The sequence below is a fragment of the Sorangium sp. So ce381 genome (assembly GCF_051473845.1).
Taxonomy (GTDB): Bacteria; Myxococcota_A; Polyangia; order Polyangiales; family Polyangiaceae; genus Sorangium; species Sorangium atrum.
In genome coordinates this window covers 4,121,344-4,147,060 of the sequence record NZ_CP150336.1, presented here as the reverse complement: position 1 = coordinate 4,147,060, position 25,717 = coordinate 4,121,344, and the positions used below count along the sequence as shown (strand labels likewise).

Sequence of the window (25,717 nt, the reverse complement as noted above, 5' to 3'; positions counted from 1 at the left end):
GCAGAAAACGTACCCTGCCGCAAATCGTCTCCAAGCATCGGAAATCACTCAACATACACGGCCACCTCGGCGCGCCCGTTACGCGACTGACGCGCACCCCCGTTGCGAATGTGACGATGCCTGAAGTAAGCCAGCAGGCGATGGAGCCGATGTCCTTCCCGGGCGACAGGGATTCGCCCCTCTCGCCGCGATCCCCAGGAAGCCCGCGCGGCGACGACGGCGGGGGCCACCGGCCCACCGAGATCAACGCCCTCCTGGGCCGCGGTACGCACTTCGAAGGCAAGCTCTTCTTCGAGGGCCGCGTGCGCATCGACGGCAGCTTCCGCGGCGAGATCCGCGGCGAGGACGTGCTCGTGATCGGCGAAGGGGCGCTCGTGATCGGGGAGATCCACGTGGTCACGTGCATCGTCACGGGCGGCGAGGTCCAGGCGAGCATCCGCGCCCGCGACGCCATCGAGCTCTACGCTCCATCCAAGGTGACCGGCGCCCTGCACGCGCCCGCCATCTTCATCGATCGCGGCGTGCAGTTCGACGGCTCCTGCAAGATGGCCCCGCTCGACGAGGAGCCAGGCGAGCGGCCCCTGCGGCCACCCGCGGCCTCGTCCGAGCCCGACGCCGACGCTGCCGGACAGGCCGCGAGCGCCGCGCCCACGAGCGAAGACAGCGGCGGCAGCGCGCAGCGCGGCGCCAGCGGCGTGAACGTGAAGCGCGCCGACGCCGATCGCTGAATTCCGACCTCGTCCGAAGAAAGCATGTTTTCTGTAGTGCGCAGGCGTGCGGCCGCCTGCTCACGGAGTTACATGTAGCGAGGGGCTGCGGTCTCGCCGCCCGAGGCGCATGTCCGCTACGTGGGGGGGAGCCCGCGCTGACGGACGTCGCTCGAACAGGAGAGTCCATGAAGAAACTGTGGTCCCTGTCCTTGATCGCCTTCTCGCTCGCCGTCCTCGCCCTCTCCCTCTCGCCGCGCGCGGCCCGCGCCGCCGACGCCGAGTCGGAGAAGCTCGCGTCGCTCGGGAAGGCGCTCCGGTACACGCTGAAGACCACCGGGCCCGTCGCCGCGATCGACACCGGGGGCGCAGCGATCCTCGTGAAAGCGCCCCTGCCGGCGGTCCGGAAGATCGTCACCTCCTACGGCAGCTACAAGACGTTCATCGGCCCCTTCGACCAGAGCCGCGTGCTCGCGAAGCGCAAGGGCACGAGCGAGGTCTATCTCCAGGTGCCGATCCTGAACGGCGCCGCGCACATCTGGACGGTCGCCGACATGTCGCCGCCCACCAAGGACGGCGCGGACGAGGTGATCTCCGGCCGCCACAAGCGCGGCAACGTCGCCGACTTCCGCGCCCGCTGGCGGCTCCGCGCCGTCGACGAGCACCACACGATCCTGAAGCTCGAGCTCTTCGTCGCCCCGAAGCTCCCCTTCCCGCCCTCGGTCGTGACGACACAGCTCGTCAAGGCGGCCGACAAGGCGGTGACCGCCGTGCGGAATCGCGCACAGTCCGAGGCGCCCCCAGCCACGCAGGCGACCACCGCCGCCTCCGATGCTTCACCCGCCGCCTCCGATGCTTCGCCGGGCGCCGTGACGAGCGCGTCCGCCGCCGCGTCGGCCGGCGCCGGTCCCGCCGCGCGAGGCGGCGACCAGGGCAGCGCGACGGCGGCTCCCACGCTGCTGCCGCCAGCGATGCCGCCGGCGAGCGTGTCCGATCTGCCGCCGGCCGACGACACCAGCGTCCGCCGCGACAAGGACGTGGCGCGCCGCTAGGCCCCTCGCAACCGACGCAACCGACGCAACCGACGCAACCGACAGGGCGCCTCGCGACGGAGCGCTCAGCCCCCTCCTCCCCCTTTCCTCCTTCCGTCCGCCCTGCCCCGCTCGGCCTGCCGAGGCGGCTCACGCCCCGTCGTGACGTCCGGTCTCCTCCGATCGCCGCCGATCACCGCTGAGCCTGTTGAAAACTGCAGAGCGCCCCGGGCGTGCTCTGGCCCGCCCTCGCTGCGTGCAATTCCGCAGGTCTACGGCGCGCTGCGACCCGGACCGTCCGGGGTTCTCAACAGGTTTTTCAACACGCATTCCCTTTTCCCCACAAGAATTCCCACATTCCGCGGGACTTTTTCAACAAGGCGCGCCCCCGGCAGAGGTTGCGAGGGGACGGATGCATGAAGTAAAGCGTCTGCCGTGAGGTCCCCCTTGCTGGACGTGCATTCAGACGCGCCGGCGCCCTCTCAGCCGCCTGCCCTGGCGGGCGCCTGCGCTTCCCGGGAGCGGCACTCGGCCGTCTCGCGGTGGTGAGCAGAACATCGCTCCTCATCGTCCCGACCGAGCGGCACGTTGAACGCGAGCTCGCCTCGCTCGATCTGCGCGACCCGCGTACCGCAGGACAGGAAATCCGCTCACGGTGGAGCTTCGTCTCCGAGGCGCTCGCCCTGCTGGCGCCGGACGCCGCCATAGCGAGCCTTCACACGAGCCGCCTCGCCACCCGGCTCGCCCTCGACGCCCTGCCGCCGGATCGGCTGCGTCAGCCGGCCGAGCCCGCCGCGCGCGTCGCGCTCGCGCACGCCATCGACCGCGCCCTCGGGAGCTTCCGGCGCGCCGGGACCTCCCCGGCGGAGCTGCGGGCGCTCGGGACCCCGTACGCGATCGCCATCGCCGAGGTCCTCGATCGGGCGGACGCCGCCCTGCGGGCAGCGCGCCTCGTCGACCCGCGCTGCGCCGGGTCCGTGCTCGCGCGGGCGCTCCGCTCGGCCGGCGCGTCCGCCGCGCTCCCGCTCCCGCGCAAGGTCGCGATCCGCGGCGCCGTGGCCTGGGAGCCCGACGATCTCGCCTGGGTCGAGGCGCTCCACGCCGCGGTCCGCGCCCGCGGCGGCGCGGGCGTCACCGTCGAGCTGCCCGCGCTCCCGGACGAAGGCGCGGCGCCGATCGCCGACGCGCTGGAGCGGCGCTGGGCCTCGCTCGAGGACGCGCCGGAGATCGCCTGGGTGCCCGACGGCGGAGCGGAGCCGCTCGCCGCCGTCGCGGCGAGGACCCCGGAGGGCGAGGCGCGCGCCGCCGCCGCCGAGGTGGCCGCCGCGCTCGGCCGCGGGATCCCGCCCGAGCGGATCGCCGTCGTCGTGCCGGCGCTCGACGACGCCGCGCTCGAGCCCCTCCGCGCCGCGCTGGCCGACGCGGGCGTCCGCGCCTCGGAGCCGCGCGGCCGCGCCGCCGCGAGCTGCCCCGACGGGCGCGTCGCGCTCGCCATCCTGCGCCTCGCCGTCGGGCCGGTGCGCCGCGAGCAGGCGATCGAGATCCTCCGCGCCCCGGGGGTCCACGCCGGCGCCTGGATGGACCGCACGTCCGCCACGGAGGCGGAGCGGCGCTCGACCGACCTGGCCCACCGGCTGCGCGACGTGCCGGTCGAGGTGGATCGCACGGGCCGGCTGCTCATCGACGGCCTCATCTCGGTCGTGGCGGCCCGCCGCGCGGACCGCCGCGCAGGGACGGCGCGGACGCCGCCGGCGACCGCGCAGGAGGCGCTGAGCGACGCGGAGCTCGCCCTGGGCCTGGAGGTGCTGCGCGGCGCGGGCGGCGCGCACGGCGACGAGGACGGCGACGACGAGGCGTGGATGCCGCACGCGCTGGAGCGGCTGCTGGCCAGCGCCCGCTGGATCGGCGAGGCGGCGACGCGGCCCGAGATCGTGCGGCGCTTCCTGTCGCTCCTCGACAAGCTGGGCTTCGGCGAGCCCGGGCTCGAGGAGCTCCGCGCCGCGCTGCGCGGCGAGCGGCGGAGCGGCGGCGCGCTCGCGCTCGAGGCGATGGGCGCGATGGGGCAAGGAGCGCGGGCCGCGCGCGCGATCCGCGAGCAGGCCGAGGCGCTCGCGCGGGCCGCGTACGACCTCGGCTGCGAGGAGCGCCCCGCCACCGTGGCCGAGATCTACGCGGAGCTCGAGCGGGCCGCGGCCGAGCAGGGCGCCGGGCCGCGCGGCGACGCGGGCCGCGCCGGCGCGGTGCGCATCGACGTCGCCGCCGGCTTTACGGCGCTCGAGCACGACGTGGTGGTGGTGACCGGGCTCGACGCGCGCGCCTACGGCGGCAGCCCGGGCGCGGACGAGACGCTGCTCGGCGAGGCGCTCCGCGGGAGGCTGCCGGCGCCGAGCCGCCCCGCGTCGGGGCGCGAGCGCCAGGCGGCCCAGCGCGCGGAGCTCGGCTGGGCGCTCGCCGGCGCCCGGCGCGTCGCCCTCTGCTTCACGCGCGGGGACGACAGCGAGCCGAACGAGCCGCACCCGCTCTTCGTCGTGGCCGCGGCGGCCGGCGCGCCCCAGCGCACGGAGCCCGCCTCGCGCGTCGCCCCGGACGCGGCGCCCCTCGGCCCGCGCGACGCGGAGCTCATCGCCCTCGCGGGCGGCGGGCGGCCGCCGGCGGACCTCGCGGAGCGGATCCGGATCGAGCGCGCCCGCGCGGACTTCTTCCTCGATCCGCGCGCGCCGATCGACCTCCACACGGGCCGCGTCCTCGTCGACGGCGATCCCGCGCTCGCCGCGCAGCTCAGGGCCGCGATCGGCGGGGCGCACCCCGACAGGCCGATCGCGGTCACCCACATCGAGCGCGCCGTGGGCTGCGCCTTCGCGGCGTTCGCCCGCCGCGTCCTGCACGTGCGCCGCGCCGACGACCTCGCCGAGTCGGCCGACGCGCGCGAGCGCGGCACGCTGATCCACCGCGCCCTGCAGGCCTCGTTCGAGGCCCTGCGGGAGCTCGGCCCGGAGCGCGATCCGGCCGAGCAGCTCGCGGCGGCGCGCGCCGCGGCCGAGGCGGCGCTCGGCGTCTCGGCGCCCATGGCCCCGCTCCGCCGCGAGGCGGTCGAGAAGGCGATCGCGGACGTGCTGGAGGTCGTGGCCCGCACGCTCGACGGAGACGGGGAGGACGCGTCGCCGGAGCTCCGCTTCTTCCTGGCCGAGCGGCGCTTCGGCGCCGGAGAGCCGCCCCCCTGGCGGCCGCTGGAGCTCCCCCCGCTCGACGAGGAGGGAGGCCCGAGCCTGTGGGTGGACGGCCAGATCGACCGGCTCGATCGATCGACCGACCAGCGCGTCGTGCGGGTCGTCGACTACAAGACCGGCAAGCTCCCCGACGCCAAGGAGCGGCGGAGGGCGCTCCAGCTGCCGCTGTACAGCGCCATCGCGGCGCGCGCGCTGGGCGCGGAGGAGGTGCGCGCCGTCTACATCGGCGTGCGCCAGCGCGGGCTCATCGAGCTGTGGCCGCGCACGGCCGACGAGCAGCGCGCGCTCGCCGAGGGCTGGGCCGAGGCCGCGCGCACGGCGCGGGCCGCGGTCGTCGCGCTCTGGGAGGGCAAGGCCGCGCCGCGGCCGACGCTCTCGACGATGTGCGCGCGGTGCGACGCGCGCGACGTGTGCCGCCGCCCCGCGGTCGTGCCGAGCGACGAGGCCGCGGAGGAGGTCGCGTGAGCTCCGCGCCGCGCGGCGCGGAGCTCGCCGAGGGCGACGCGCTCATCTACGCCTTCCGCCGCAACGTCGTGGTCGCCGCGAGCGCCGGCACCGGCAAGACGCACCGCCTCACGGCGCTCTACGTGCTGCTCACGCTCGGCCTCACCTCCCTCGGCCTGCCCGACGCAGCGTCCGCCGCGCCGCCCGTGCCGCCGGACCGCATCGTCGCGACGACGTTCTCCCGCGCCGCGGCGCGGGAGATCGCCCACCGCGTCGAGCGATCGCTCCGCGAGATCGCCCGCTGGAACGGCGAGGCGGACATCCCCTTCGCCGACATCCTCCGGGCGCGGCAGGCGGCCGTCGCCGGCCTCCCCGGCGCGTCGCTGCCCGTCTCCGAGCTGCGCAAGCGCGCGGAGGAGGCGCTCGCCCGCCTCCCCGCCGCGCGCATCGACACGCTCCACGGCGTCGCCAAGCAGATCGTGGACCGGCACGCGATCGCGATGGGGCTCTCGCCTTCGGCCCGGATCCTCGACGAGGAGGAGGCGCAGGCGCTCAGCGATCTCGCGGTCGACGAGGCGCTGAGCCGCGCGCTCGCCGAGGGGGGCGAGCGCGCCGACGCCGCGCGCGCGCTCATCGCCGCGACGGGCGGCGTCGAGGCCGCGCGGAGCGAGGTCACGCGGCTGCTCGACCGGCTCGACGAGGACGGCCTCGCCCCGCGCCGGCTCGCCGTGTCCGACCACGCCGCCGAGGCCAGCGCGCTCGCGCGGGAGCTCCGCCGCCTCGCCGCCGGGAGCGCCGCGCTCGGCAGCGCCGCCTTCCGCGCGCCGGCGGCGGCGCTCGTGGCGGCGCTCGGCCGCGAGGACGGCGGCGCGCCCTTCCCCGCGAGCGCCGCGAGCGCCCCGCTCATCGAGCTCCTCACGCAGCGCAAGCCCCACAAGAGCAAGTCCACGCCGGCCGACGAGGCGCTCATCGCCTTCCGCGAGGCGCTGCCGGGCGAGAAGCACCGCGACAAGGCGCAGCAGCTGCTCGGCTTCCTGCGCGAGGCCCCGGCCCTGTCGCGCCGCGAGGCGCGGATCATCGAGCTGCTGGAGGAGATCCGCGAGCGGCTCTCGGCGATCCGCCGCACCGAGGGCGGCCTCGGGTTCGGCGATCTCCTGCGCGCCGCCCGCGACGGCCTGCGGGACGATCCGGCGATCGGCGCGGCGGTCCGCGGCTCGGTCGACGTGCTGCTCGTCGACGAGTTCCAGGACACGAGCGCGGTGCAGCGCGATCTCGTGTACCTCCTGCGCGAGCGCGACGACGCCGCCCTCGCGCGCCCGGCCGGCGTGGCCCCGACGGCGGCCGGTCTGTCGGGTCACGGCCTGTTCCTCGTCGGCGATCGCAAGCAATCCATCTACGGGTTCCGCGGGGCCGACGTCTCCATCTTCTGCCGCGTCTGCGCGGAGCTCGCCGGCGCCGCCGCGGGCCGCGCGCTCGAGCTCGCGCCCGCGCTCTGGTCGCCGGATCCGAGCGCCGATTTCGTGGCGCTCCGCGAGAGCCGCCGGTCGACGCCCGAGCTGCTCGCGTTCATCAACGCCTTCTCCGCGCGCGATTTCGCCCAGGATCGCGGCTCGGGCGACGGCGGCGCGGGCGACGGCGACGCGGGCGCGCGCGAGGCTGGAAGTCCGCCGCGCGAGTTCGAGATCGCCTACAGCGCGGCGGAGCACCTCGTCGCGGCGCCGGGCAGGGCCGCGGAGGGCCCGACGGACGTCGTGCTGGTCAGCGACGGCGGCGGCGCTCCGGACGGGGTCGACGCCCTGGTCCGGGACGCGCGCGGACAGCTGCGCGAGGCGCTGATCGCGGCAGCGTACATCGCGCGGCGCGTCCGCGGCGCGGGCGGCGACGGCGCTGCGGGCCGCGACGGCGCTGCGGGCCGCGACGGCGCCGCGGGCCGCGACGGCGCTGCGGGCCGCGACGGCGCCGCGACAGGCGATCTGCGCTTCCGCGACGTCGCCGTGCTCACCCGGCGGAGGAGCACGATCCCGCTCGTCGAGCTGGCGCTCGCGCGCCTCGAGATCCCGTACGTGGTGGCCGGCCGCGCGCTCTTCGACGCGGCCGAGGTCCGTGATCTGGCCGCGATCCTCCGCCTCCTGCTCGATCCGCGCGATCGCCTCGCCCTGGCGACCGTCCTCCGCGGCCCGGTGGTGGCGCTCTCGGACACCTCGCTCGCGCTGCTCGCGCCTCCTGGCCGCGGCCTCGCGGTCCCGTTGCTCGGCCGCTGGTCCGCCGCCGCGCTCGCGCAGGGGGGCCGGTCGCCCTCGCCCGACGACGCCGAGCTCGACGACGGGCGCCCGCTCCCCGCGCTCGCGCGCCTGCCCGCGGGGGATCGCGAGCGGCTCGAGGCGTTCCGCGCCCGCTATGCCGGCCTGCGCCGCGCCGCGCTCCGCTCGACGCCCGGCGAGGCGATCCGCGCCGCGGTCACCGCCTTCGATCTCGACCGCGTCCTCGCGGCGCTCCCTCGCGCCCAGGCCCGCCTCGGCAACGTCGACCGCCTGGTCTCCATCGCCCGCCGCCGGGGCGGCTCGCTCGCGAGCTTCGTCCGCTGGCTCGATCGCCGCATCCGCGACGAGGCGGACGAGCCCGAGGCCGCCGTCTTCTCGCCCGAGGACGACGCCGTGCGGCTCACGACGATCCACGCCAGCAAGGGGCTCGATTTCCCGGCCGTCGTGCTCCTGGATCTCAACGCGGAGCCCCGCGCGGCCCAGCCTGGCCTGAGCTACGTCCCCGCCGCGGGGGACCGGCCTGCCGCGCTGCTCGTGCGCCACTACGTGCAGGTGATCGACGGACGGCTGCGGACCAGCACGCTCCAGGACGCCGAGGCGTCGGCGCGCGGGCCGTCGTTGCCCATCAGCACGCCCGCGCTCCAGGCGGCGCGCGCCGAGGTGCGGGCGCGGGAGCGCGCCGAGCGGCAGCGGCTCACGTACGTCGCGATCACGCGCGCCCGCCGCGAGCTCGTGCTCGTCGGCGCCGAGGCGAAGCCGCGGAGCGGCTCGGCCTGGCTCACGCTGAAGGCCGCGGTCGACGCCGACCCCGGGACCGCGGCGGCCGTCGACGCCGACCCCGGGACCGCGGCGGCCGTCGACATCGAGGCCTCCACGCCGCTGGCCGGCACCATCCGTGCGACGCTCGACGCCAGCGCGCTGCTCGCCGGGGCGAAGGCGCCCGCTCCCGGCACCGACGCGTACGCGCGCGCCGCGCCGGCCCCCCGTGCGCCCCCGGCCATGGGGCCAGCGCGCGCGCAGACCGTGCTGGTCGCGGCGGCGTCCCTCGCGGCGTTCCAGGCGTGCCCGCGCCGTTTCCGGCTGCGCCACCTCCTCGGGATCGCCGAGCCTGCCGGCGAGGGCCAGCTCGGCCTGTTCGACGTCGAGGGCCCGCCCGAGCTCCCGGGCGAGGAGCGCGTCGAGCTCGAGGACGGCGCGGATCCTCGCCCTCCTGGCCGCGCCGTGCACCGGGTGCTCCAGCGCTGGCCTCGCGCGCGCTGGGGTGAGCCGACCGAGGCCGAGGAGGTCGCCGCCCGCCTCGCCTTCGAAGGCTTCCCGCCGCACGGCCCGGACGTGCTGCGCACCGCGGAGGGCGTCGCGCGCTTCCTGGACGGCCCTTACGCGCGCCAGGTGCGCGGCGAGGAGGCGTCGCTCCTCCGGGAGGAGGCGCTCGTGCTCGACGTCGAGCCCCAGCGCGCCGGACGGCGGCGCGGCGCGAGGCTCGCGCTCTCGCTCGCCATCGATCTCGCCATCCTGCACCCGGGCGGCCAGATCGACGTCATCGAGTACAAGCGCGCGCGCCCCCGCGCGGATCTCTCGCCGTACGAGCTCCGCCTGCGCGCGTGTGCGCTCGCGCTCAGGAGGCGTCACCCCGACCGCCCCATCCGCGCTGGCGTGCTCTTCGTCGGCGCCGAGGTCGAGCCCGTGTGGCTCGCTGCCGCGGGCCCCATGGGGACCCTCACCGACGACGATCACGCGCGGTTCGAGCGCGAGCTAGCCCGCCTCGCCGAGCGCTTCGCCGAGGCGAGGTCCGAGGATCGCTTCGACGCCGTCCCGGTCGAGGCGTGCCGCAAGCTGCGCTGCGGCTTCGTGCGCGCCTGTCACGGCTAGCGCGTCCCCGCGCCCCCCAACCCCCCATCGACAGACGACGGTAAGGCCCTCGCGGAGGGTGCTCGCCGCGCGGGCCGGCCCCCCTCGACGACCTCTCTCCTACTGCGCCCCCGCCTGCTCCTCGATCTCCTCCGGCGACGCGCTCTGCGCCGGAGCGCGCCGCGGCGGCTCCAGCACGATCGGCAGGATCTCCTCCATCGACGACACCATCGTGATCTTGATCTGATCCTTGACGTCCTGCGGCACGTCCTCGAGGTCGCGCCGGTTCTTCGCCGGGATGAGCACGTGCCGGATCCCGGCGCGGTGGGCCGCGAGCAGCTTCTCCTTCACCCCCCCGACCGGCATCACCCGCCCGCGCAGCGAGATCTCCCCCGTCATCGCGACGTCGCTGCGCACCGACGCCCCCAGCAGCAGCGACGCCACCGCCGCGAACATCGTCACGCCCGCGCTCGGCCCGTCCTTCGGCGTGCCGTGCTGCGGGATGTGCACGTGCAGATCGATCTCCTTGAGCCACTCCGGATCGAGGTGCAGCCGATCGGCCTTGCTGCGCACGAAGCTCACCGCCGTGCTCGCCGACTCCTGCATCACGTTCCGCATGTTGCCGGTGAGCACCACGTTGCCCTTGCCCGGCATCTTCGTCGCCTCGATGAAGAGGATCTCGCCGCCCGCCGGCGTCCACGCGAGCCCGGTCGCGACCCCGGGCTGGAGCGTCCGCTCGGCGATCTCGGGGCGGTGCTTGTGCGGGCCGAGCACCTGCTCCACGTGCTCGGGCGTCGCCACCTCGCGCACGTCGTGGCCCTCGGCGACCTTCACCGCCGTCGCGCGGCACACCGCCGCGATCTGCCGCTCCAGGCCGCGCACGCCCGCCTCGCGCGTGTAGTGGTCGACGACCGCCTCGATGCCCGGCTCCGTGAACTCCAGGCGCTCGTCCGTGAGCCCGTGCGCCGACAGCTGCTTCGGCACCAGGAACTCCCGCGCGATCCCCAGCTTGTCGGTCCGCGTGTAGCCGGGCACCTCGATGACCTCCATGCGGTCGACGAGCGGCCCCGGGATGCCGTCCCAGTTGTTTGCGGTCGCGAGGAACATCACCTGCGACAGATCGAACGGCAGGTCGAGGTAGTGGTCCTGGAACGTCGAGTTCTGCTCCGGATCGAGCACCTCGAGGAGCGCCGCCGCCGGATCGCCGCGCAGGTCGACGCCCATCTTGTCGACCTCGTCGAGCACGAGCACCGGGTTCTTGGTGCCCGCCTTCTTCAGCGCCTGCAGGATGCGCCCGGGCAGCGCGCCCACGTACGTGCGCCGGTGCCCGCGGATCTCCGCCTCGTCGCGCACGCCGCCGAGCGCGATCCGCTCGTAGCGGCGCCCCATGCTGCGCGCGATCGACTTGCCGAGCGACGTCTTGCCGACGCCGGGCGGCCCGATGAAGAGCAGGATCGGCCCCTTCTTGTCCGTGCGGAGCTGCCGGATCGCCGAGTACTCGACGATCCGCTTCTTCACCTTCTCCAGCCCGAGGTGATCCTCGTCGAGGCAGCGCCGCACGCTCTCGACGCTCAGCTTGTCCACCGTGGTCTTGGACCACGGCAGATCCGCGATCCACTCGAGGTACGTCTTGGTCACGTTGAACTCGGCCGACTGCTGCGCCATCGAGCGCAGCCGGCTGAGCTGCTTGCGGACCACCTTGTCGACCTCCGCCGGCACCTTGGCGCGCCGGATGCGCTCGCGGAGCTCCTCGATCTCGTCGTCGTCGCCGCCCTCGCCGAGCTCCTCCTTGATCGACTTCATCTGCTGCCGGAGGATGTACTCGCGCTGCGACTTGCCCATCTCCTCCTGCACCATGGAGGAGATCTCCTTCTTGACCCGCAGCACCTCGAGCTGGCGGCCGACCATCGCGAGCACGAGGCGGACGCGCGCCTTCACGTCGAACGCCTCGAGGATCTCCTGCTTGTCGCCGACCGAGGCCTGCGCCTGCGGGAAGTTCGAGGCGATCAGATCGGCGAGCGCGCCCGGCTCGCGCACGTTGTCGAGGATGCCCGCCGTGTCGCGCGGCAGGTTCGGCATCAGGCCGAGCACCTCGCGCGTCGCCTCGCGCAGGCCCGCGCCGAGCGCCTCGAGCTCCACGTCGCGCACGAGCGACTCCGGGATGCGCTCGATCCGCGCGCGCATGTACGGCTCCAGCGAGAACGCCGACTTCACCCGGAAGCGGCCGAGCCCGTTCAGCACGACCGAGTAGTTGTTCGGGCCGAGCCGGATGACCTTCACCACGCGCGCGACGGTCCCGACGGAGTAGAGCTCCTTGAACGTGGGCTCGTCCACGTCGGGCGACCTCTGGCTGATCACGCCGACCAGCGCGCGCTCGCGGCCGAGGAGATCCTCGACCAGGCGCACGCTCCGCGGCCGGCCGACGTTGATCGGCACGACCGACATCGGGAACAGCACCGAGTTGCGCAGCGGGAGGATCGGGACGCTATCCGCGTCGGGCGAGGGAGGCGTTCGCGAAGAAGGATCGCCGGTCGGCATGCAGACAACCCTAGTACAGCGCTCTTCTCGAAGCCATGACGCGGGCGCGCCGCTAGAAGTCCTTGATCTTCCAGACCCCGTGCTCGCGCGTGAAAGCGACCGTACCGCCGGCGCCGTAGGCCATCGACGCGCTGTCCCCCGTCTCCTCGATGGTCGCGGTCGGCAGCGCCGCCTTGATCGCCTGGACGACCCGGTTGATCTGCTCCTTCTGCGGCCCCTCCCAGGCGCTCTTCAGCTTCTCGGGCGTGAGCTGCCCCGCGTCGGCCGCGGCCTTGACCGTCCCGGGCCGACCGCCCGGCTTCTGCGCCGCGTCAGCTCCCGCGCCGGGCGGCGCGGCTCCCGCGCCGCCCGGCGCAGCTCCAGGTCCGGCGGGCTGCGCCGGGCTCTCGCCACCCCGCGCGGAGCTCGCCTCGGCGGGCGCGCCCGCCTCGTCGGGCGCAGCGCCTGCCGGCTCGACGAGGCCTTCCCGCTCGGCGTCGGGAACGTAGCGCATGATCACGTCGTAGCGCCGCCGCTCGAAGGCCCGCAGGAACCCCACCAGCGCTTGCCGGGGCGTCGCCTGACCGTAGAGATCGACCGCCGCCGCGTCGAGCCGCCAGCGGCCGCCCTCGAAGACGAGCAGGAGCTCCTCGCCGTTCGGCATGGTGACCGTCGCGGTCACCACCGGATCGGCCGCGGGCCGCGCGATGGCGCGGGCGATCTCGAGCGCGTCGTCCGGGTTGTCCCGCACCGCGCGCCGGAAGGCCTCGAGCGACATCGACCGCTTGGCCTCGTCCGAGAGCAGCCGGTACGCCGCGTCGACGCGCCCCTCCTGGAGCGCCTGCGCGTAGGCCCGGAGCGTGTCGCTCGGGCCCTGCTGTGCGTAGCTCGATCCGCACGCGGGGAGCGCGAGGGCGAGCAGGAGAAGCGCCGTGCGTTTCACGGATCGGCCCATAGCACACGCGGCGGCGAGCGCGCAGACCCTGCACGGCCGGCTATCCCTGGTCGGACTCCGGACGGGCGGACCTAGGCGACGGGGCGCCAGTCGTCGCCGTGGAGCTGAGGGAAAGACACCTTGCAGGTGCCCGGATCTATGCCCTGAAGCAGTGCTTGCCCGTTCTGATCGAGCAGCCCTTCACGAACCGACTGATCGGGCAGCTCGATACGATATTTCATGAATGGTACAGGCTTCGGCGGAGCTCCGTCGTCCATGAGCTGGATCGCGATCCAGCCCTTGTCTCCCTTGGCCGGGGGCTCGGGCCCCTCGCCCCTGGAGGACTCGGGCCTTGTGACCAGGGGCGCGCCCGCCGAGACGCGTCGCACGCGGTACGCGTGGAGACTGCCGTCGGCGAACGCCTCCCGCAGCCGCGCTCGCAGCCTGCTCGGATGGAGCCCGACGCCCACGGCCACCGGATGGCCGAGCGCCTCGCAGATGTCGATGAGAAGCAGCCTGCCCCAGGCATCGTCCGTGAACCACGCGTCCAGCCGCCACGTCGCTTCCAGCGCCGAGAGCACTTCAGCCCCCTCGGGCAGCGAGCTATCGAGGCGCCGTACGATCCACACCTTCTCAGGGAAGCAGCCGACATGCCAGCTAGGATGCATTGTTGAATCAGCTCACTCCGAAGCACAGATGTATCTGGCTGTGCCTGCGGGGGTAAAGCGCCGAGGCAGAGCCCGAGCGCCGGACGTGCAGGGTTGCCGCTCCGAAAGGGCCCTGGTAGTTTCGGCCGAATGCCTCAGCAGCACGTCGTCCGTCAGGGAGAGCACCTGGCGTCCATCGCAGCGCGCTACGGCTTCGCGAACGACGATGTGATCTGGCAGCACCCGGACAACGCGGAGCTCAGGCGGAAACGGCGATCGCCGTACGTCCTCGCGCCGGGCGACACGCTCGCGATCCCTGACGCCGATGCGAAGGAGGTCGAGGCAAGCACAGGGCGGATGCACCGCTTCGTCCTGAGACGCACGTGGCTCCAGCTCGCCGTGCGCCTGCTCGACTGGCGAGATCAGCCGCTTCACGGCGCTCGCTGCGAGCTCGCGGTCGACGGCACCTCCGAGGAGATGACGACGGACGGCGACGGCGTCGTTCGTAAGCGGATCCCGCGCGACGCCCGGCGGGCAACGCTGACGTACGGAGGGGTGGGCTACGATCTCGCGATCGGACACCTCGATCCGGTCGAAGCGCCCGCGGGGCTTTCGGCGCGGCTGAACGCGATGGGCTACTGGGCGGGCGATCCTGGCGACGCGGACGACGACATGCTCCGCTTCGCCATCGAGCTCTTCCAGTACGATCACGGGCTGACGGTCGATGGCGAGCGCACGCCATCGCTGGAGGCAGCCGTCGAAGATGCTTATGGCTGCTGAGCGCGGCGCACGACACGGATCCGCGCCCGGACACCGCACCGCGGGAGGACGCCTCGCTCGCTGCTCCGTCCTGCTCACCCTGACGGCGCTCGGCGCGTGCGGCAGCACGCGATCGGAGCCGCCGCCCAGCGGCAGGGGATCGCCGCCGGTGGCCGTGCCTCCGGCGCCCCCGAACCCGACGGGCGATGCTGCGCTGGACGCCGTGCCGGACGCATCGGCGCCGCCCGCACCGACGACCGCGACGGATGCGGGGGCCGGACCCGCTGCCGAGCCGAATGTGGCGGCCGAGGCGCTCGACGACGCGACGCTCGATCGCCGGGTCTTCCGGCAGGTCCTGGTCGGAGCGCTGCGCTACCCGCCGACTCGACTGACGTGGGTCCTCTTCCGCGGCGCGGCGCGCGCGCGATTGCAGGTATTCTGCCAGGTCGGCAAGCCTCCCACGCAGCTCGGGATGTCACTCAATGGTGACGAGAACGACGAGACGCGGTGGCCCGCGCCCACCATGACCGTATACGCCGGCGCGCGCGCCTCCGCGGACCCACGCTCCTATCGTCTCTCCGCGACGGCCGGCCCCACCGAGACCGGGTGCGGAGTGATGCCAGGTGCCCTCGTCCTCCAATGCCGCCCCGAACACGTCTCGGTTCTTTCAGCGGGCGCTGCCCTGGTGCCAGGCAAGAGGACAGACGGCGACGAAAAGACGACAGCGCGATGGCAGCCCTCATCGCGGACGCGGGTCGAGGCGCTGCGCTGCGATCTTGCGCTGGATGGCGACCCGGCGATGTGGCGAATCCGTCACTCGACGCGAGAATGGCCGCTCGTGTTCGCCGCGCCGAGGGGGGGCGCGCCCGGCATCGAGTGGGCCCATGAAAACTCGGATCAGGTCGTCCAGGAGGGCGGTTACCGTTGGATGCCGGCGCCGCATTGAACCACCGATTCAAAGATTCATGTTGACACGCTCGAAGCCCCACGCACCACGACAGCGTCAATCGCGCCCCATCGACGAAGCGTAGCCCCTGAAGTGGATTTTGCATGACAGAGTGGCTCGACGACGATCCGGAAGGCTTTGCAACGCAGGACGCGCTGGTCTCGACCCAGGGACCTCGCGTGAGGCTGCCGTTCTACGTGGCGCCGGCGACCGACGCGCGGTTCAATACAGTGCGCCCACCGGTCGCGCCCGTCGCGTGCTGGCGCCTCAACGAGGCGCTGTTCGATCTCGACTCCTCGCTGCTCAAGCCGGGGGTGCGGGCGAGCGCGCCTCGGTTCGCGGCGCTCCTGCGCGCCAACAAGGGATCGCTCGCGGCGGTCTTCGGCCACGCCGACGCGTCAGGCCTCGACGACTACAACCGAGGCCTCAGCGTTCGCCGCGCCCAGGCGCTCTATGGACTCCTCACCCGCGACGTGGCCCTCTGGGAGAAGCTCTACAAAGAGCCGCTCGGCAACGACCGCTGGGGGACGCGCGCGGTGCAGATGATGCTGGGCGCGCTGCTCGATCCCGCTGCCGATCCGGAGCGCCCTTACTACGCGGGCGATCCGAGCGGCATCGAAGACGGCCCCACCATCGCTGCGGTGCGGCGCTTCCAGGCCGATCGTGGGCTCACCACGGACGGGGACGCCGGGCCGAAGACGCGCGCAGAGCTCTTCGCGGCCTACATGGACGCGGTCTGCACCGATGCCGCCGGACAGCCGTTCTCGATGACGCCCGACAGGTTCGTCGGCCGCGGCGAGGATCCGCTGGGCAAGGGCGCGCACCAGGGGTGCAGCGAATTCAACCCGGTGCTCGTCATCTCTCAGGCCGATCAGCGGAAGTACGACTCCGGTGCGGCTCCTCGCGCCGAGCGTGACGCGCGGAACGCGTCAAACCGCCGCGCGATAGTGTTCCTCTTCCCCGGCGATATCCCGGTCACCGCCAGCGCCTGGCCGTGTCCCCGCGCCGACGAGGGCACCTCCGCCTGCCGCAAGATGTTCTGGCCCGACGGAGACCAGCGCCGCCGCCCGGGCCTCGAAGCTCGCGAGTATCGAAACGATCACCGCACCATGGCGTGCACTTGGTACGATCGGTTCGCGCGCTTCTCGCCGTGCGAGGGCCGGACGTACACGCAGATCACCGTCACCCTCCGCAACCGCTTTGCGGAGCTCATCGCGGGCGCCCCCTACCGGATCCAGGCCGCCGGTCGCTCGCGCGTCGGTCGCGCGCCGGACGGGGTGGCGACGATCACGGTGCCAGGCGTCCCGGAGCGCTGCCTCGTCGAGTGGGGCCGCACCGAGGACCGGGGCATGGACGAGGCGGAGGGGCCGCCGCCCTTCCGCCTGGAGCTGTACGTGAACTACGATGTCGGCACGATCGAGGAGCAGGCCAGGAAGCGGCTGCACAACATCGGGTATCCTGACACCGATCCTCTTGACGCCGCGGTGCGCGCATTTCAATGGGACATCGGCCTCTGCGCGACCGGGACGCTCGATGAGCCGACGCACCTCGCGCTCGTCGCGGCGCACGGCACGCTCGCGACGCCGGTGGCATCCCTCGAAGAGGCCGACCGTGGCTAGGGGGCCCGTCCCTGCCGTGCCTGCCCGCGTGTCGGCGCTGAAGACACCGCCCTTCCCGAGCGCGTACGCGGACCCGCTGAGGCCGAACGCGAAGCTCCAGAAGGCGCTCGACGATGCCGTCGCGGCCGGGCCCGGCACGAGCTGGCGGACGCCCGTGGCGATCGTCTCGCTGGAGCCCGATGGCGCTCGCCCGATGGCCCACTATAAGGGCAACGAGGTACATTTCTCGGCCAGCCTGCTCAAAGTCGCGTCGATGTACTCGGCCTTCGAGCTCCGCCGCACGCTGCGGGACATCGCGGCGGAGCTCGGCGGGAGCACGACCAAGGCGGATCTGCTCAAGGACGCCGCGCTGTACCTCGATCCCGCGATCCTGACGCGGGTCTCATCGATACCGGCGCTCAAGGGCGTCCTCAAGCCCCACGCGGTGCCGCAGTACGCCAGCACGTTCGACGTCGTCCCGGTGAGCCACCCGGGGCAGGGCTTCACCGTGAATTTCTCGACCGCCTTCGAGGGCCACCTCGAGAAGATGATCGCGGTCAGCGACAACGCCAGCGCCGCTCAGTGCGTGCACGGATCCGGCTACGGCTATCTGAACGGCGCGCTCGTGTCGGGAGGGTTCTTCGACGCGGCCACCAACACCGGTATCTGGTTGGCGGGGGACTACACCGCCAAGTACCCCTACTTCCGCATCGACTCCGTGAACGACGGGAAGGTCGCCCAGGCGACCACCGCGATTCACCTCGCGCGGATGTACACGCTGATGTACGATGGCACGCTGGTCGGCGGCATCAGCAGCGGTGAGATGCGGGATCTCCTGGCCAAGGCGGTCGCCGTGCCGGAGGTCTTCATCGACCGCGCCTCGCCGCCCCTCAACTTCACGGTGACCCACACGAAGGTGGGGCTCGCCCAGCTCAAGCCGGTGAACGGCGGCAGCAACGTCTACTCGGAGGGCTCGATCCTCAAACACACGTCGGGCCGAGAGTTCGTCGCTGTGTGGCAGAACTTCCTCTTCGAGTCCTCCGGGTTCGATCCGGTCGGCCACGTGGTGCGAGACACGATAGACAAGTACCTGAGGCCATGACACCAGGTCGGATCCGTCACCTCTCCGGACGCGCGGAGCAGGCGGAGCGCGGGCTCGCCTCCGCCGGGTAGGGTCGAGCCCGCTGGACAGCCGGGGTCCCGTGAACCGGTGCGCTGGCCAGGGCGGGCCAGGCGCTCAGGTCGCCCCCGTCACTTCGCGCGCTTCAGCACCGCCCCGTCCTTCACCGGCGCGCCGTCGCTGCCGTCCGGCGATCCCTCGTTGATCCAGTAGACGGTCGCCTCGTCCACCGCGATGTCGCCCGGCCGCGCCTGCCCCGAGGCCAGCACCTCCTGCTCGCCGCCGGCCTTCGGCATGCGCACGACCGTCCCCGCGTCGCGCCGCGTCCAGTACACGTGCCCCTCGTCCACCGCGAGGCCGTTCAGCTGGCCCTGATCCGACGCGATCTCCTCGGGCGCGCCGACCTCCGCCCCGCTCAGATCCGCCCGGAAGACGCTGCCGCCCTCGAAGCTCGCCCAGTAGACCGCCGCCGCGTTCCCCTCCCCGTCCACGTCGAGCGCGATCTCGCGCGGCGTGAGCTGCTCCGCCGCGATCGTCACCGAGGTCTCACCCACACGGCACGCCACCGCCCCGTCGGTCCTGCCCAGCGTGCCCTGGTACGTCCAGCACACGGTGTCCCCCGCGCTGGCCACGCGGTAGGGCGACGAGAACGCCGTGCCGGTCGGCGTCAGCTCCTCCGGCGCGCCGAGCTCGACCTCCGCGCCGCTGCCGCTCAGCTGCGCCCGGAACACGCCGCCTCCCCAGAGCTCGGTCCACGAGAGCGCGCCGCCCGAGAGCGCGAGCCCCTCGGGCTGCTCCAGATCCGCGAGCAGCACCCGCGGCTCGCCGCCCGCGAGCGGGACCACCCTCAGCGTGCCGTCCTCCGCGTTCGTCCAGAAGGCCACCTGCCGCGCCTCGTCGATCGCGAGATCCCGCGGCGAGGCCTGCGTCGCGCCGAGGATCAGCGGCTCCCCGCCGTCGACGGGCGCCGTCTTCAGCTCTCCGTCCTCCTGGGCCATCCCCGCCCCATCGAACGTGGCGCCCGCGATCCACGTCACGCCGCCCGCCGCCACCTGCAGCGACACCGGGTGGACCTGCGCCACCGCCACGGGGACGGGCGCCGACGCGTCGGGCACCGTGGACTCGCCGCCCTGCAGCGCCGACCACGGGCCGCACGTCGGCAGGTCCGTGCCCTTCCTGCGGCACTGCCCCTCGCCCGCGGCCACGATCGCGAGCCCCGCGAGCTTGCCGCTCTGCGCGCGCCTGCACACCTCGACGGGCAGCCGGAGCACGTTGCCCTCCTCCACCCGGAAGCCCGCGTCGCTCTCCGCGTCGAGCGGGACGAAGCACGCGCTCTCGCCGCAGATGCCGCCGCCCTGCGTGAGCAGCGCGACGTTCACGTCGCCGCTCGGCGCGGCGGCCCGACAGACGGTGCCGTCCGCGGCGAACGCCTCGAGATCGACCGGCGCCGACGCGGCGGCGGCGAAGCACCGCAGGGTGTCGAAGCAGAGCCCGTCGCCGTCGCCTGATCCGCCGCCGAACACGGCCACGGCCTCGTAATCGGGCAGCTCGCGCGAGTCGACCTCGCGCGGCACGCACGAGCCCGCGACGCAGCTCTGGCCCTCGGGACAGCTGTTCTTGACGAGCACGTTGCCCTCCGCGTCGCGCAGCGCGTTGCCCTGCGCGTCGCGCTCGACCTCGGCGGAGCCGTCGCACAGGAACTGGATGGGCATGTGCAGCGTCGCCGTGCGCCCCTCGGGCACGGTCGTCAGCACCTCGCGGAGCAGGCGCACCCCGTCCTTCCCGCCGCGGCTCGCGATGACGCGCACCCGGAGCGCCTGCGACGGGTCGTCGGGCGTGAGGAAGCCCAGCGTCGCCGGCAGGCGGATCGACCCGTCGCTTCCGAGCCGCTCGAACGTCTCGTCGTAGACGACGGACCCGTCGAGCGTCGCCTCGATCCGGACCGTATCGATGTCCTTCGGCAGCGACATGTCCGTCTGGAAGACGACCATGAGCTGCCCCTTCTCCCCGCCGCAGGCCGAGAGCCCAGCCGCCGCGGCGAGCGAGAGCCACACCGCCGCCGACATCGACCTGGTCCGCTTCGTCCGTTTCATCCGCATCAACGTCTCCCTCCGAAGCCCAGCGGGACCGTGCCCAAGCTGCCCTGCTCCACCGGCGTCCCCGGCTCGAAGAGCAGCGCGCCCGCGACGAGCGCGCCCGCGAAGATCGCCGCGCCGCCGCCGATCCAGAGCCACTTGCTCGCGCCGCCCCGCTGCGCGGCGCGCTCCAGCGACACGTCGATCCGGCGGCGCTCGTCGTCGCGGACCAAGATCTGCGCCTCGTGCGGCGTCATCCCCGGCGCCGTCACCCGCAGCGCGTGGGTCCCGCTCTGCACCGAGCCCTCCCAGCGGCCCTTGCCCACCACCTTGCCGTCGATCGCGATGAGATCGTCCTGCCCCGCGGCGATGGCGAGCCGCCCCCGGTGCACCGCCCGGTCGAGCCGCGCCACGAGCGCGACGCTGTCGCCGCCCACGACCTTCACCTGGCGGACGAAATCGACGAAGCCGGGCTTCGACACGCGGATGCGGCGCTCGCCGATGTCGATCGGCACGGGCGCGGCGAGCGGCGTCGTCCCGACGCGCTCGTCGTCCACGAACACCGCGGCCCCCGGCTCGCTCGCCGTGATCTCGAGGAGGGACACGAAGATCCCGGCGGCCTTGAGCAGATCGGCGATGTCCTGCCTGTCGCGCGCCGACAGCGCGGCGCCCCCCTCGGCCTCCAGCCGGCGCAGCGTCGCGAGCATCGACGCGTAGCGCCGCAGGTTCTTCTGGCAGAGCGCGATCTTCCAGAGCAGCCGGTGATCGCGCGACAGCTCGTAGGCGCGCTCGTACCGCGCGAGCGCGCCCGCGTAGTCGCCGTCGTCGAACAGCGCCGCGCCCGCCCCGTGCTCGGCCCTGGCCATCCCGGTCAGCGACTCCGCGAGCGGCGTCTCCGCGGGCGGCGCGGGCGGCGTCGCCGCGGGCGGCGTCGCTGCGGGCGGCGCCTTTGCGGGCGGCGCCTTTGCGGGCGCGGTGCGCGCCGGCTGGGCCGCGGCCGCGCCCGCCGCGAGCCCCACGCCGAGCGCGGCCGCGACGGCGCGCCCCCAACGGCCCAGGTGCTTCCCTCGCATCGATGCTCCTTGCTGGCGGAGGCACACCGCGCGGGCCGTGCTCCGACTCTCCGATTCTCCGACTGGGATCACCGCGATTCTCCGGCTGGGATCACCGCGATGCTACCCGATGCGCGCGCCGCGCAAGCAACTGTTGGAAACGTCTCGGACAAATCGCCTTTGCTCCGCTTGCGGTGGCGGGGATACCATCCGGCGCCCATGAGAGGCCTCATCACGGTGGGCGCGGCGCTTGCGGGCGCGCTCCTCGGCATCGCCCTCGGCCCGTCCTCCGCGCGCGCGGAGGGGCCTGGCGCCGTCGCGCTCAGCCGGTTCGAGCCGACACCGGCGGGCGATCCGCTCTTCGGTGTGCCGTCGCCGTTCATCGGAGGGCACCTGGTCCCGCGCGGGCTCGCCCTGTTCGACCACGCGGAGGACCCGCTCACGCTCTCCGATGGCGCCTCGCCCGAGCGGGTGATCGTCGGCAGCCAGTCGCTCCTCCACGTCGGCGGCTCCCTCTCGCTGTGGGATCGGCTGCTCGTCTCGGCCTCGCTGCCGCTCGCGCTCGCCCAGAGCGGCGACGGCGCCGCGGCGGCGGCCGGCGCGGGCGCGCCCGAGGCTCCGTCGTCGCCTGCGCTCGGCGATCTGCGCCTCGGCGTGCGCGTCCGGCTGCTCGGCGACGACGGCGACCCCTTCCAGATCGGCACGAGCGCGTCCCTGCACCTGCCCACGGGCAGCTCGGACGCGTACATGGGCGAGGGCGCGGTCCGCGTCACGCCGCAGCTCCTGCTCGGCGGGCGGGTCGCGCGCGTCGTGTGGAGCGTCGCGGCCGGCGCGGTGATGCGGAGCTCCGAGAGCCCCTCGACGCTCGCTTATGGCGGCGGCGCGGGCGTGCTCCTCTGGGACGAGCGGCTGCAGGTCGGCCCGGAGGTGTACGCCGAGACGATGCTCCAGGGCGGCTCCCTGTCGCTCACCGCGCGCGAGCGGGTCGAGGTGGAGAGGACGACGAGCGCCGAGCTCCTGATCGGCGCCCGGCTCCGCCCCCTCGCCGGCCTCGTCGTCGGGGCGGCCGCCGGGCCGGGCATCGGCGACGCGATCGGCACGCCGTCGTTCCGCGCGATGGGCACGGTGGCGTGGGCTCCCCCGGCGCGGCCGCCCGCCGGCGCGGCGGCGGACACCGAAGCGAACGCGGATCCGGACATGGACGGCATCCCCGGCGCGCAGGACGCGTGCCCGTACGCGCACGGCCCGGCCAGCGCCGACGCGAAGAGGAACGGCTGTCCCGTCGAGGACGAGGACGAGGACGGCGTCGCCGATCAGGACGACCTCTGCCCCCGGGCGGCCGCGGGCTCCGCGGGCGGCGACCCGGCGCGGCGCGGCTGCCCGGAGCAGGCGCAAGGCGAGCAGGAGCCGGCCGCGGGCGGCGCGGCGCGGTGACGAGGACGAGCGTGATCGGGCCATGCGACGCGGCCCTGCGCGGCGAGAGAGGGTGAAGAGGATGAAGCGAACCGTGATGGCCACCGCGCTCGGCGTCACGCTGGCGCTCGCTGCGGCGCCGCGTAGCGCGGCCGCGCAGTGCTCCGCCGCGGGCCCCTTGCAGGACCTCATCGATGGTCTCTCCTTCCGGTGGGACGTCGGGACGGACGGGGTGATCGGCGACGGGACGAACGACGCCTTCGACACCGGCATGGTGCTGCGGGTGGACGGGAGCACCTTCCCCTCGTCGACCCGGGCCGAGGAGATGGACGGGCGGCAGCTCGTCCACGGGCCGGCGCTGATGGGCGAGCTCGAGGTCACCCGGAAGATCTACGTGCCGACCGACGAGGGCTGGGCGCGCTTCCTGGAGATCCTCCACAACCCCACCGCCAGCGAGCGGGTGACGGTCGTGCGGATCGAGACGAACGTCGGGTCCGACAACGGCACCACCATCACGCAGTCGTACACGGGCGATCTGGAGTTCACGCCGGCGGATCGATGGCTCGCCACGGACGACACCGTCGACATGGGGGGAGATCCGAGCCTCCATTTCAATTTCTTCGGGCCTTCCGCGGCGATCGTGCCGGGGAGCGTCGGGATGACCACCTTCGACTGCGCGGCCACGCAGGGGCCCGTCGCCGAGTTCACCCTGAAGCTGCCGCCCGGTGCGACGCGGATCGTCATGCACTTCGGCGGCCAGCGCGCGAGCCGGGCCGATTCCGACGCGGGCGCGGCCCACCTCGACGCGCTCCCGGCGCCGGCGCTCGTCGGGATGTCGGTCCGCGAGCGGGCCTACGTCGTCAACTGGGACGCGGACGGCGACGGCGACGACGACGACGACGGCGTGAAGGACCTCGACGACAACTGCCCGTCGGCGCCGAACCCGGATCAGGCCGACGCCGACGGCGACGGCGCGGGCGACGCCTGCGATCCCGACGACGACGGCGACGGCGTGCTCGACGGCGACGACAACTGCCCGCTCACGGCGAACCCCGATCAGTCGGACCTCGAGGGCGACGGCGCGGGCGACGCCTGCGATCCCGACGACGACGGCGACGGCGTGCCCGACGACATCGACAACTGCCCGTCGACGCCCAACGCGGGGCAGGAGAACAACAAGGACGAGTCGCCGCCGGACGACAGCGGCGACGCGTGCGACGACGACGACGACAACGACCGCCTTGGCGACGAGGTCGACAACTGCCCGCTCGTCCCCAACCCCGATCAGGCCGACGCCGACGCGGACGGCCGGGGCGACGCGTGCGACCTGAACGCGCTGGACAGGGACGACGACGGCGTGGAGGACGGCGCGGACAACTGCCTCTCCGTCCCGAACCCCGACCAGTCCGATCTCGACCGCGACGGCGAGGGCGACGCGTGCGACATCGACGACGACGGCGACGGCGCGCCCGACGACGGCGACAACTGCCCGCTCCTAGCGAACCCGAGCCAGAGCGACGGCGACGCCGACGGCTACGGCGATCGGTGCGACGACGACGACGACGGCGACGGCGCGCCCGACGCCGACGACAACTGCCCGTCCCTCCCGAACGAAGGGCAGGAGGACGCGAACGGCGACCACGTGGGCGACGCGTGCGACTGCAGCGCGCCGGCGAAGCCCGACGGCGCGCCCTGCGACGACGGCGACCCCTGCACCCGGAACGACGCCTGCAACGGCGGCGTCTGCAGGGGCGGCGATCCGGTCGTGTGCGCGCCCTCCGGGAACGTCTGCACCTCCGCGCAGTGCCACCCGAGGCACGGCGAGTGCGCGCTCCTCCCCAAGGAGGGCGCCCGCTGCCCCGGCGGCACCTGCGTGGCCGGCGGCTGCGTGCCCGACGACGCCGGCAGCGGAGGCGGCGGCGCGGGCGGTGAAGACGGTTCGGGCGGCGGCGACGCCGGCGCGGGCGGCGGCGGCGCGGGCCCGGGCGGCGGCGACGCCGGTGCGGGCGGCGGCGGAGGCCACGGCGGCGAAGACGGCTCGGGCGGCGAGGGCGCCGCCCCCAGGCCCCTGCGCGGCGACCCCCGGGCGCACGGCAACGGCTGCGGGCTCGCGGTGGGCACCGACGGGGCGGCAGGCTCGGCAGCGGCGTGGCTGGCCGCCGCGGCGCTCGTCGCGCGGTGGCGGCGGCGGCGCGGGTGACGCGGCCGGCGGCGCGCGTCACTCCACGGGCGGGCTGGCCCCGGGCGCGCCCCCGGCGGCGACGCCCCCCTCCCCCGCTGCCGCGGGCTGGCGAGGCCCTTCGGCGCCGGCGCCCCCGGCCTTACCGCTGGCGTAGCGCCGGCCGGCTCGCTCGGACGCCTTCAGGACGGGGCCGCGGATCGTCTCGATGGCCTCCGCCGGAGCGCTCGAGATCTCCAGGTTGGAGAGCACCGCGGCGACGACGCGGAGCCATTGATTGCGCGCCGCCAGGATCGTCGCGTTCACGACCGGCGCGGTCTTCTCCTTGGCGGCGAGCGCGTCCCGCCGGTGCTCGATCGTCGCGAGCTCCTTGCCCGACGCGATCCACCGCTGCACGGTGTGGAGCAGCGTCGTCTTGCCCGGCGCCGGGATCGCCTTGAGGAGCGCGGCGGTCGAGGGCTCCTCGTCGAGGAGCCGGGCGATCCGCGCCGTGTTGCCCGACTCCGCGGTGGGCGACGCCTTGATGATGGCGAGCCCGGTCGGGAACAGCCGGCCCTGGGCCTGATCACACGCCTCCGCCCCCCCGACGTCCGGCAGCTCCTCCGCCAGACAGTGCTCGCGGTGCGCGTCGATGCCGTACGAGACCGCCTTGGCCAGGTGATCGTGGCGCTCGTCGACCTTCGCGAGCTCGTCGTTCAAGGCCGTCATCCCGGCCGACACGCCCGTCTTGCTCGGGCGAACCGCCAGCACGGCGCCGTGGACCTCGGCCACCTTGTCGTGCAGCCCGGCGATCTCCGGGATCGACAGGAACAGCCGCTTCCGCTGGGCATCCTCGATCCACGGAGCGACGAGGGCGACCATCTCTTCAATCATCAGGTGTTTCAACATGGGACAGACCTCCACGTGGGGGACAGCGCGTCGTGCCAGGGAAGCGCCGGTCTCATGTCCTGTCGATGACA

General features: G+C 74.1%; 16 protein-coding genes. 10 read left to right on the top strand and 6 right to left on the bottom strand.

The window, feature by feature from the left end:
• The first annotated feature begins 116 nt into the window (after positions 1-116).
• The 4 genes from WMF29_RS15755 (at position 117) to WMF29_RS15740 (ending at position 9,539) form a co-directional block, all read left to right on the top strand.
• Complete coding sequence (locus WMF29_RS15755) at positions 117-728, top strand: bactofilin family protein (RefSeq protein ID WP_437329618.1); 612 nt, start codon at positions 117-119, stop codon at positions 726-728.
• 167 nt (positions 729-895) lie between these two features.
• A complete protein-coding gene (locus WMF29_RS15750; protein WP_437329617.1) occupies positions 896-1,759 on the top strand; it encodes a hypothetical protein in 864 nt (287 codons plus the stop codon).
• Between the two features lie 524 nt (positions 1,760-2,283).
• A complete protein-coding gene (locus WMF29_RS15745) occupies positions 2,284-5,430 on the top strand; it encodes a PD-(D/E)XK nuclease family protein (RefSeq protein ID WP_437329616.1) in 3,147 nt (1,048 codons plus the stop codon).
• The gene (locus WMF29_RS15740) at positions 5,427-9,539 is read left to right on the top strand and encodes a UvrD-helicase domain-containing protein (protein ID WP_437329615.1); all 4,113 of its coding nucleotides are present in this window, start codon (positions 5,427-5,429) and stop codon (positions 9,537-9,539) included. Before WMF29_RS15745 ends, WMF29_RS15740 begins: the two co-directional genes overlap by 4 nt.
• Before the next feature lie 99 nt (positions 9,540-9,638).
• Here WMF29_RS15740 and lon read toward each other — a convergent pair whose 3' ends face one another.
• From lon to WMF29_RS15725, 3 genes are all read right to left on the bottom strand, one after another.
• Positions 9,639-12,056 (bottom strand): endopeptidase La, encoded by a 2,418-nt coding sequence (gene lon, locus WMF29_RS15735; RefSeq protein ID WP_437329614.1) that lies wholly within the window; start codon positions 12,054-12,056, stop codon positions 9,639-9,641.
• 52 nt (positions 12,057-12,108) lie between these two features.
• A complete protein-coding gene (locus WMF29_RS15730) occupies positions 12,109-12,978 on the bottom strand; it encodes a hypothetical protein (protein WP_437329613.1) in 870 nt (289 codons plus the stop codon).
• Positions 12,979-13,061: 83 nt separating this feature from the next.
• Positions 13,062-13,637: a hypothetical protein gene (locus WMF29_RS15725; protein WP_437329612.1), complete on the bottom strand. Its 576-nt coding sequence runs from the start codon at positions 13,635-13,637 to the stop codon at positions 13,062-13,064.
• A gap of 129 nt (positions 13,638-13,766) precedes the next feature.
• Here WMF29_RS15725 and WMF29_RS15720 point away from each other — a divergent pair, with 129 nt between their 5' ends.
• From WMF29_RS15720 to WMF29_RS15705, 4 genes are all read left to right on the top strand, one after another.
• On the top strand, positions 13,767-14,396 hold the full coding sequence (locus tag WMF29_RS15720; protein ID WP_437329611.1) for a LysM peptidoglycan-binding domain-containing protein: 630 nt from the start codon (positions 13,767-13,769) through the stop codon (positions 14,394-14,396).
• A gap of 148 nt (positions 14,397-14,544) precedes the next feature.
• Positions 14,545-15,321 (top strand): hypothetical protein, encoded by a 777-nt coding sequence (locus WMF29_RS15715; RefSeq protein WP_437329610.1) that lies wholly within the window; start codon positions 14,545-14,547, stop codon positions 15,319-15,321.
• Positions 15,322-15,425: 104 nt separating this feature from the next.
• Entirely contained in the window at positions 15,426-16,940 is a 1,515-nt protein-coding gene (locus tag WMF29_RS15710) for a peptidoglycan-binding protein (RefSeq protein WP_437329609.1), read from the top strand.
• Positions 16,933-18,021, top strand: a complete 1,089-nt coding sequence (locus WMF29_RS15705; protein WP_437329608.1) for a hypothetical protein — start codon at positions 16,933-16,935, stop codon at positions 18,019-18,021. The genes WMF29_RS15710 and WMF29_RS15705 overlap by 8 nt, the downstream gene beginning before the upstream one ends.
• A gap of 149 nt (positions 18,022-18,170) precedes the next feature.
• Here the strand turns inward: WMF29_RS15705 and WMF29_RS15700 are convergent, their stop codons facing one another.
• Both WMF29_RS15700 and WMF29_RS15695 read right to left on the bottom strand, forming a co-directional pair.
• Positions 18,171-20,138, bottom strand: coding sequence for a hypothetical protein (locus tag WMF29_RS15700; RefSeq protein WP_437329607.1), 1,968 nt, complete (start codon positions 20,136-20,138; stop codon positions 18,171-18,173).
• Entirely contained in the window at positions 20,138-21,187 is a 1,050-nt protein-coding gene (locus tag WMF29_RS15695; RefSeq protein WP_437329606.1) for a PEGA domain-containing protein, read from the bottom strand. Before WMF29_RS15695 ends, WMF29_RS15700 begins: the two co-directional genes overlap by 1 nt.
• Before the next feature lie 198 nt (positions 21,188-21,385).
• Here WMF29_RS15695 and WMF29_RS15690 point away from each other — a divergent pair, with 198 nt between their 5' ends.
• Both WMF29_RS15690 and WMF29_RS15685 read left to right on the top strand, forming a co-directional pair.
• Complete coding sequence (locus WMF29_RS15690) at positions 21,386-22,600, top strand: thrombospondin type 3 repeat-containing protein (protein WP_437329605.1); 1,215 nt, start codon at positions 21,386-21,388, stop codon at positions 22,598-22,600.
• Between the two features lie 61 nt (positions 22,601-22,661).
• Positions 22,662-24,779, top strand: a complete 2,118-nt coding sequence (locus WMF29_RS15685; RefSeq protein WP_437329604.1) for a thrombospondin type 3 repeat-containing protein — start codon at positions 22,662-22,664, stop codon at positions 24,777-24,779.
• 18 nt (positions 24,780-24,797) lie between these two features.
• On the opposite strand, the gene WMF29_RS15680 is transcribed toward WMF29_RS15685, so the two are convergent.
• The gene (locus tag WMF29_RS15680; protein WP_437329603.1) at positions 24,798-25,646 is read right to left on the bottom strand and encodes a hypothetical protein; all 849 of its coding nucleotides are present in this window, start codon (positions 25,644-25,646) and stop codon (positions 24,798-24,800) included.
• Positions 25,647-25,717: the final 71 nt, after the last annotated feature.

Excerpts from the sequence above, each read along its gene's own strand:
- lon (WP_437329614.1), bottom strand. The coding sequence starts at position 12,056 with ATGCCGACCGGCGATCCTTCTTCGCGAACGCCTCCCTCGCCCGACGCG.
- WMF29_RS15685 (WP_437329604.1), top strand. The coding sequence starts at position 22,662 with ATGAAGCGAACCGTGATGGCCACCGCGCTCGGCGTCACGCTGGCGCTC.
- WMF29_RS15755 (WP_437329618.1), top strand. The coding sequence starts at position 117 with ATGCCTGAAGTAAGCCAGCAGGCGATGGAGCCGATGTCCTTCCCGGGC.
- WMF29_RS15710 (WP_437329609.1), top strand. The coding sequence starts at position 15,426 with ATGACAGAGTGGCTCGACGACGATCCGGAAGGCTTTGCAACGCAGGAC.
- WMF29_RS15750 (WP_437329617.1), top strand. The coding sequence starts at position 896 with ATGAAGAAACTGTGGTCCCTGTCCTTGATCGCCTTCTCGCTCGCCGTC.
- WMF29_RS15695 (WP_437329606.1), bottom strand. The coding sequence starts at position 21,187 with ATGCGAGGGAAGCACCTGGGCCGTTGGGGGCGCGCCGTCGCGGCCGCG.
- WMF29_RS15690 (WP_437329605.1), top strand. The coding sequence starts at position 21,386 with ATGAGAGGCCTCATCACGGTGGGCGCGGCGCTTGCGGGCGCGCTCCTC.
- WMF29_RS15700 (WP_437329607.1), bottom strand. The coding sequence starts at position 20,138 with ATGCGGATGAAACGGACGAAGCGGACCAGGTCGATGTCGGCGGCGGTG.
- WMF29_RS15725 (WP_437329612.1), bottom strand. The coding sequence starts at position 13,637 with ATGCATCCTAGCTGGCATGTCGGCTGCTTCCCTGAGAAGGTGTGGATC.
- WMF29_RS15720 (WP_437329611.1), top strand. The coding sequence starts at position 13,767 with ATGCCTCAGCAGCACGTCGTCCGTCAGGGAGAGCACCTGGCGTCCATC.
- WMF29_RS15680 (WP_437329603.1), bottom strand. The coding sequence starts at position 25,646 with ATGTTGAAACACCTGATGATTGAAGAGATGGTCGCCCTCGTCGCTCCG.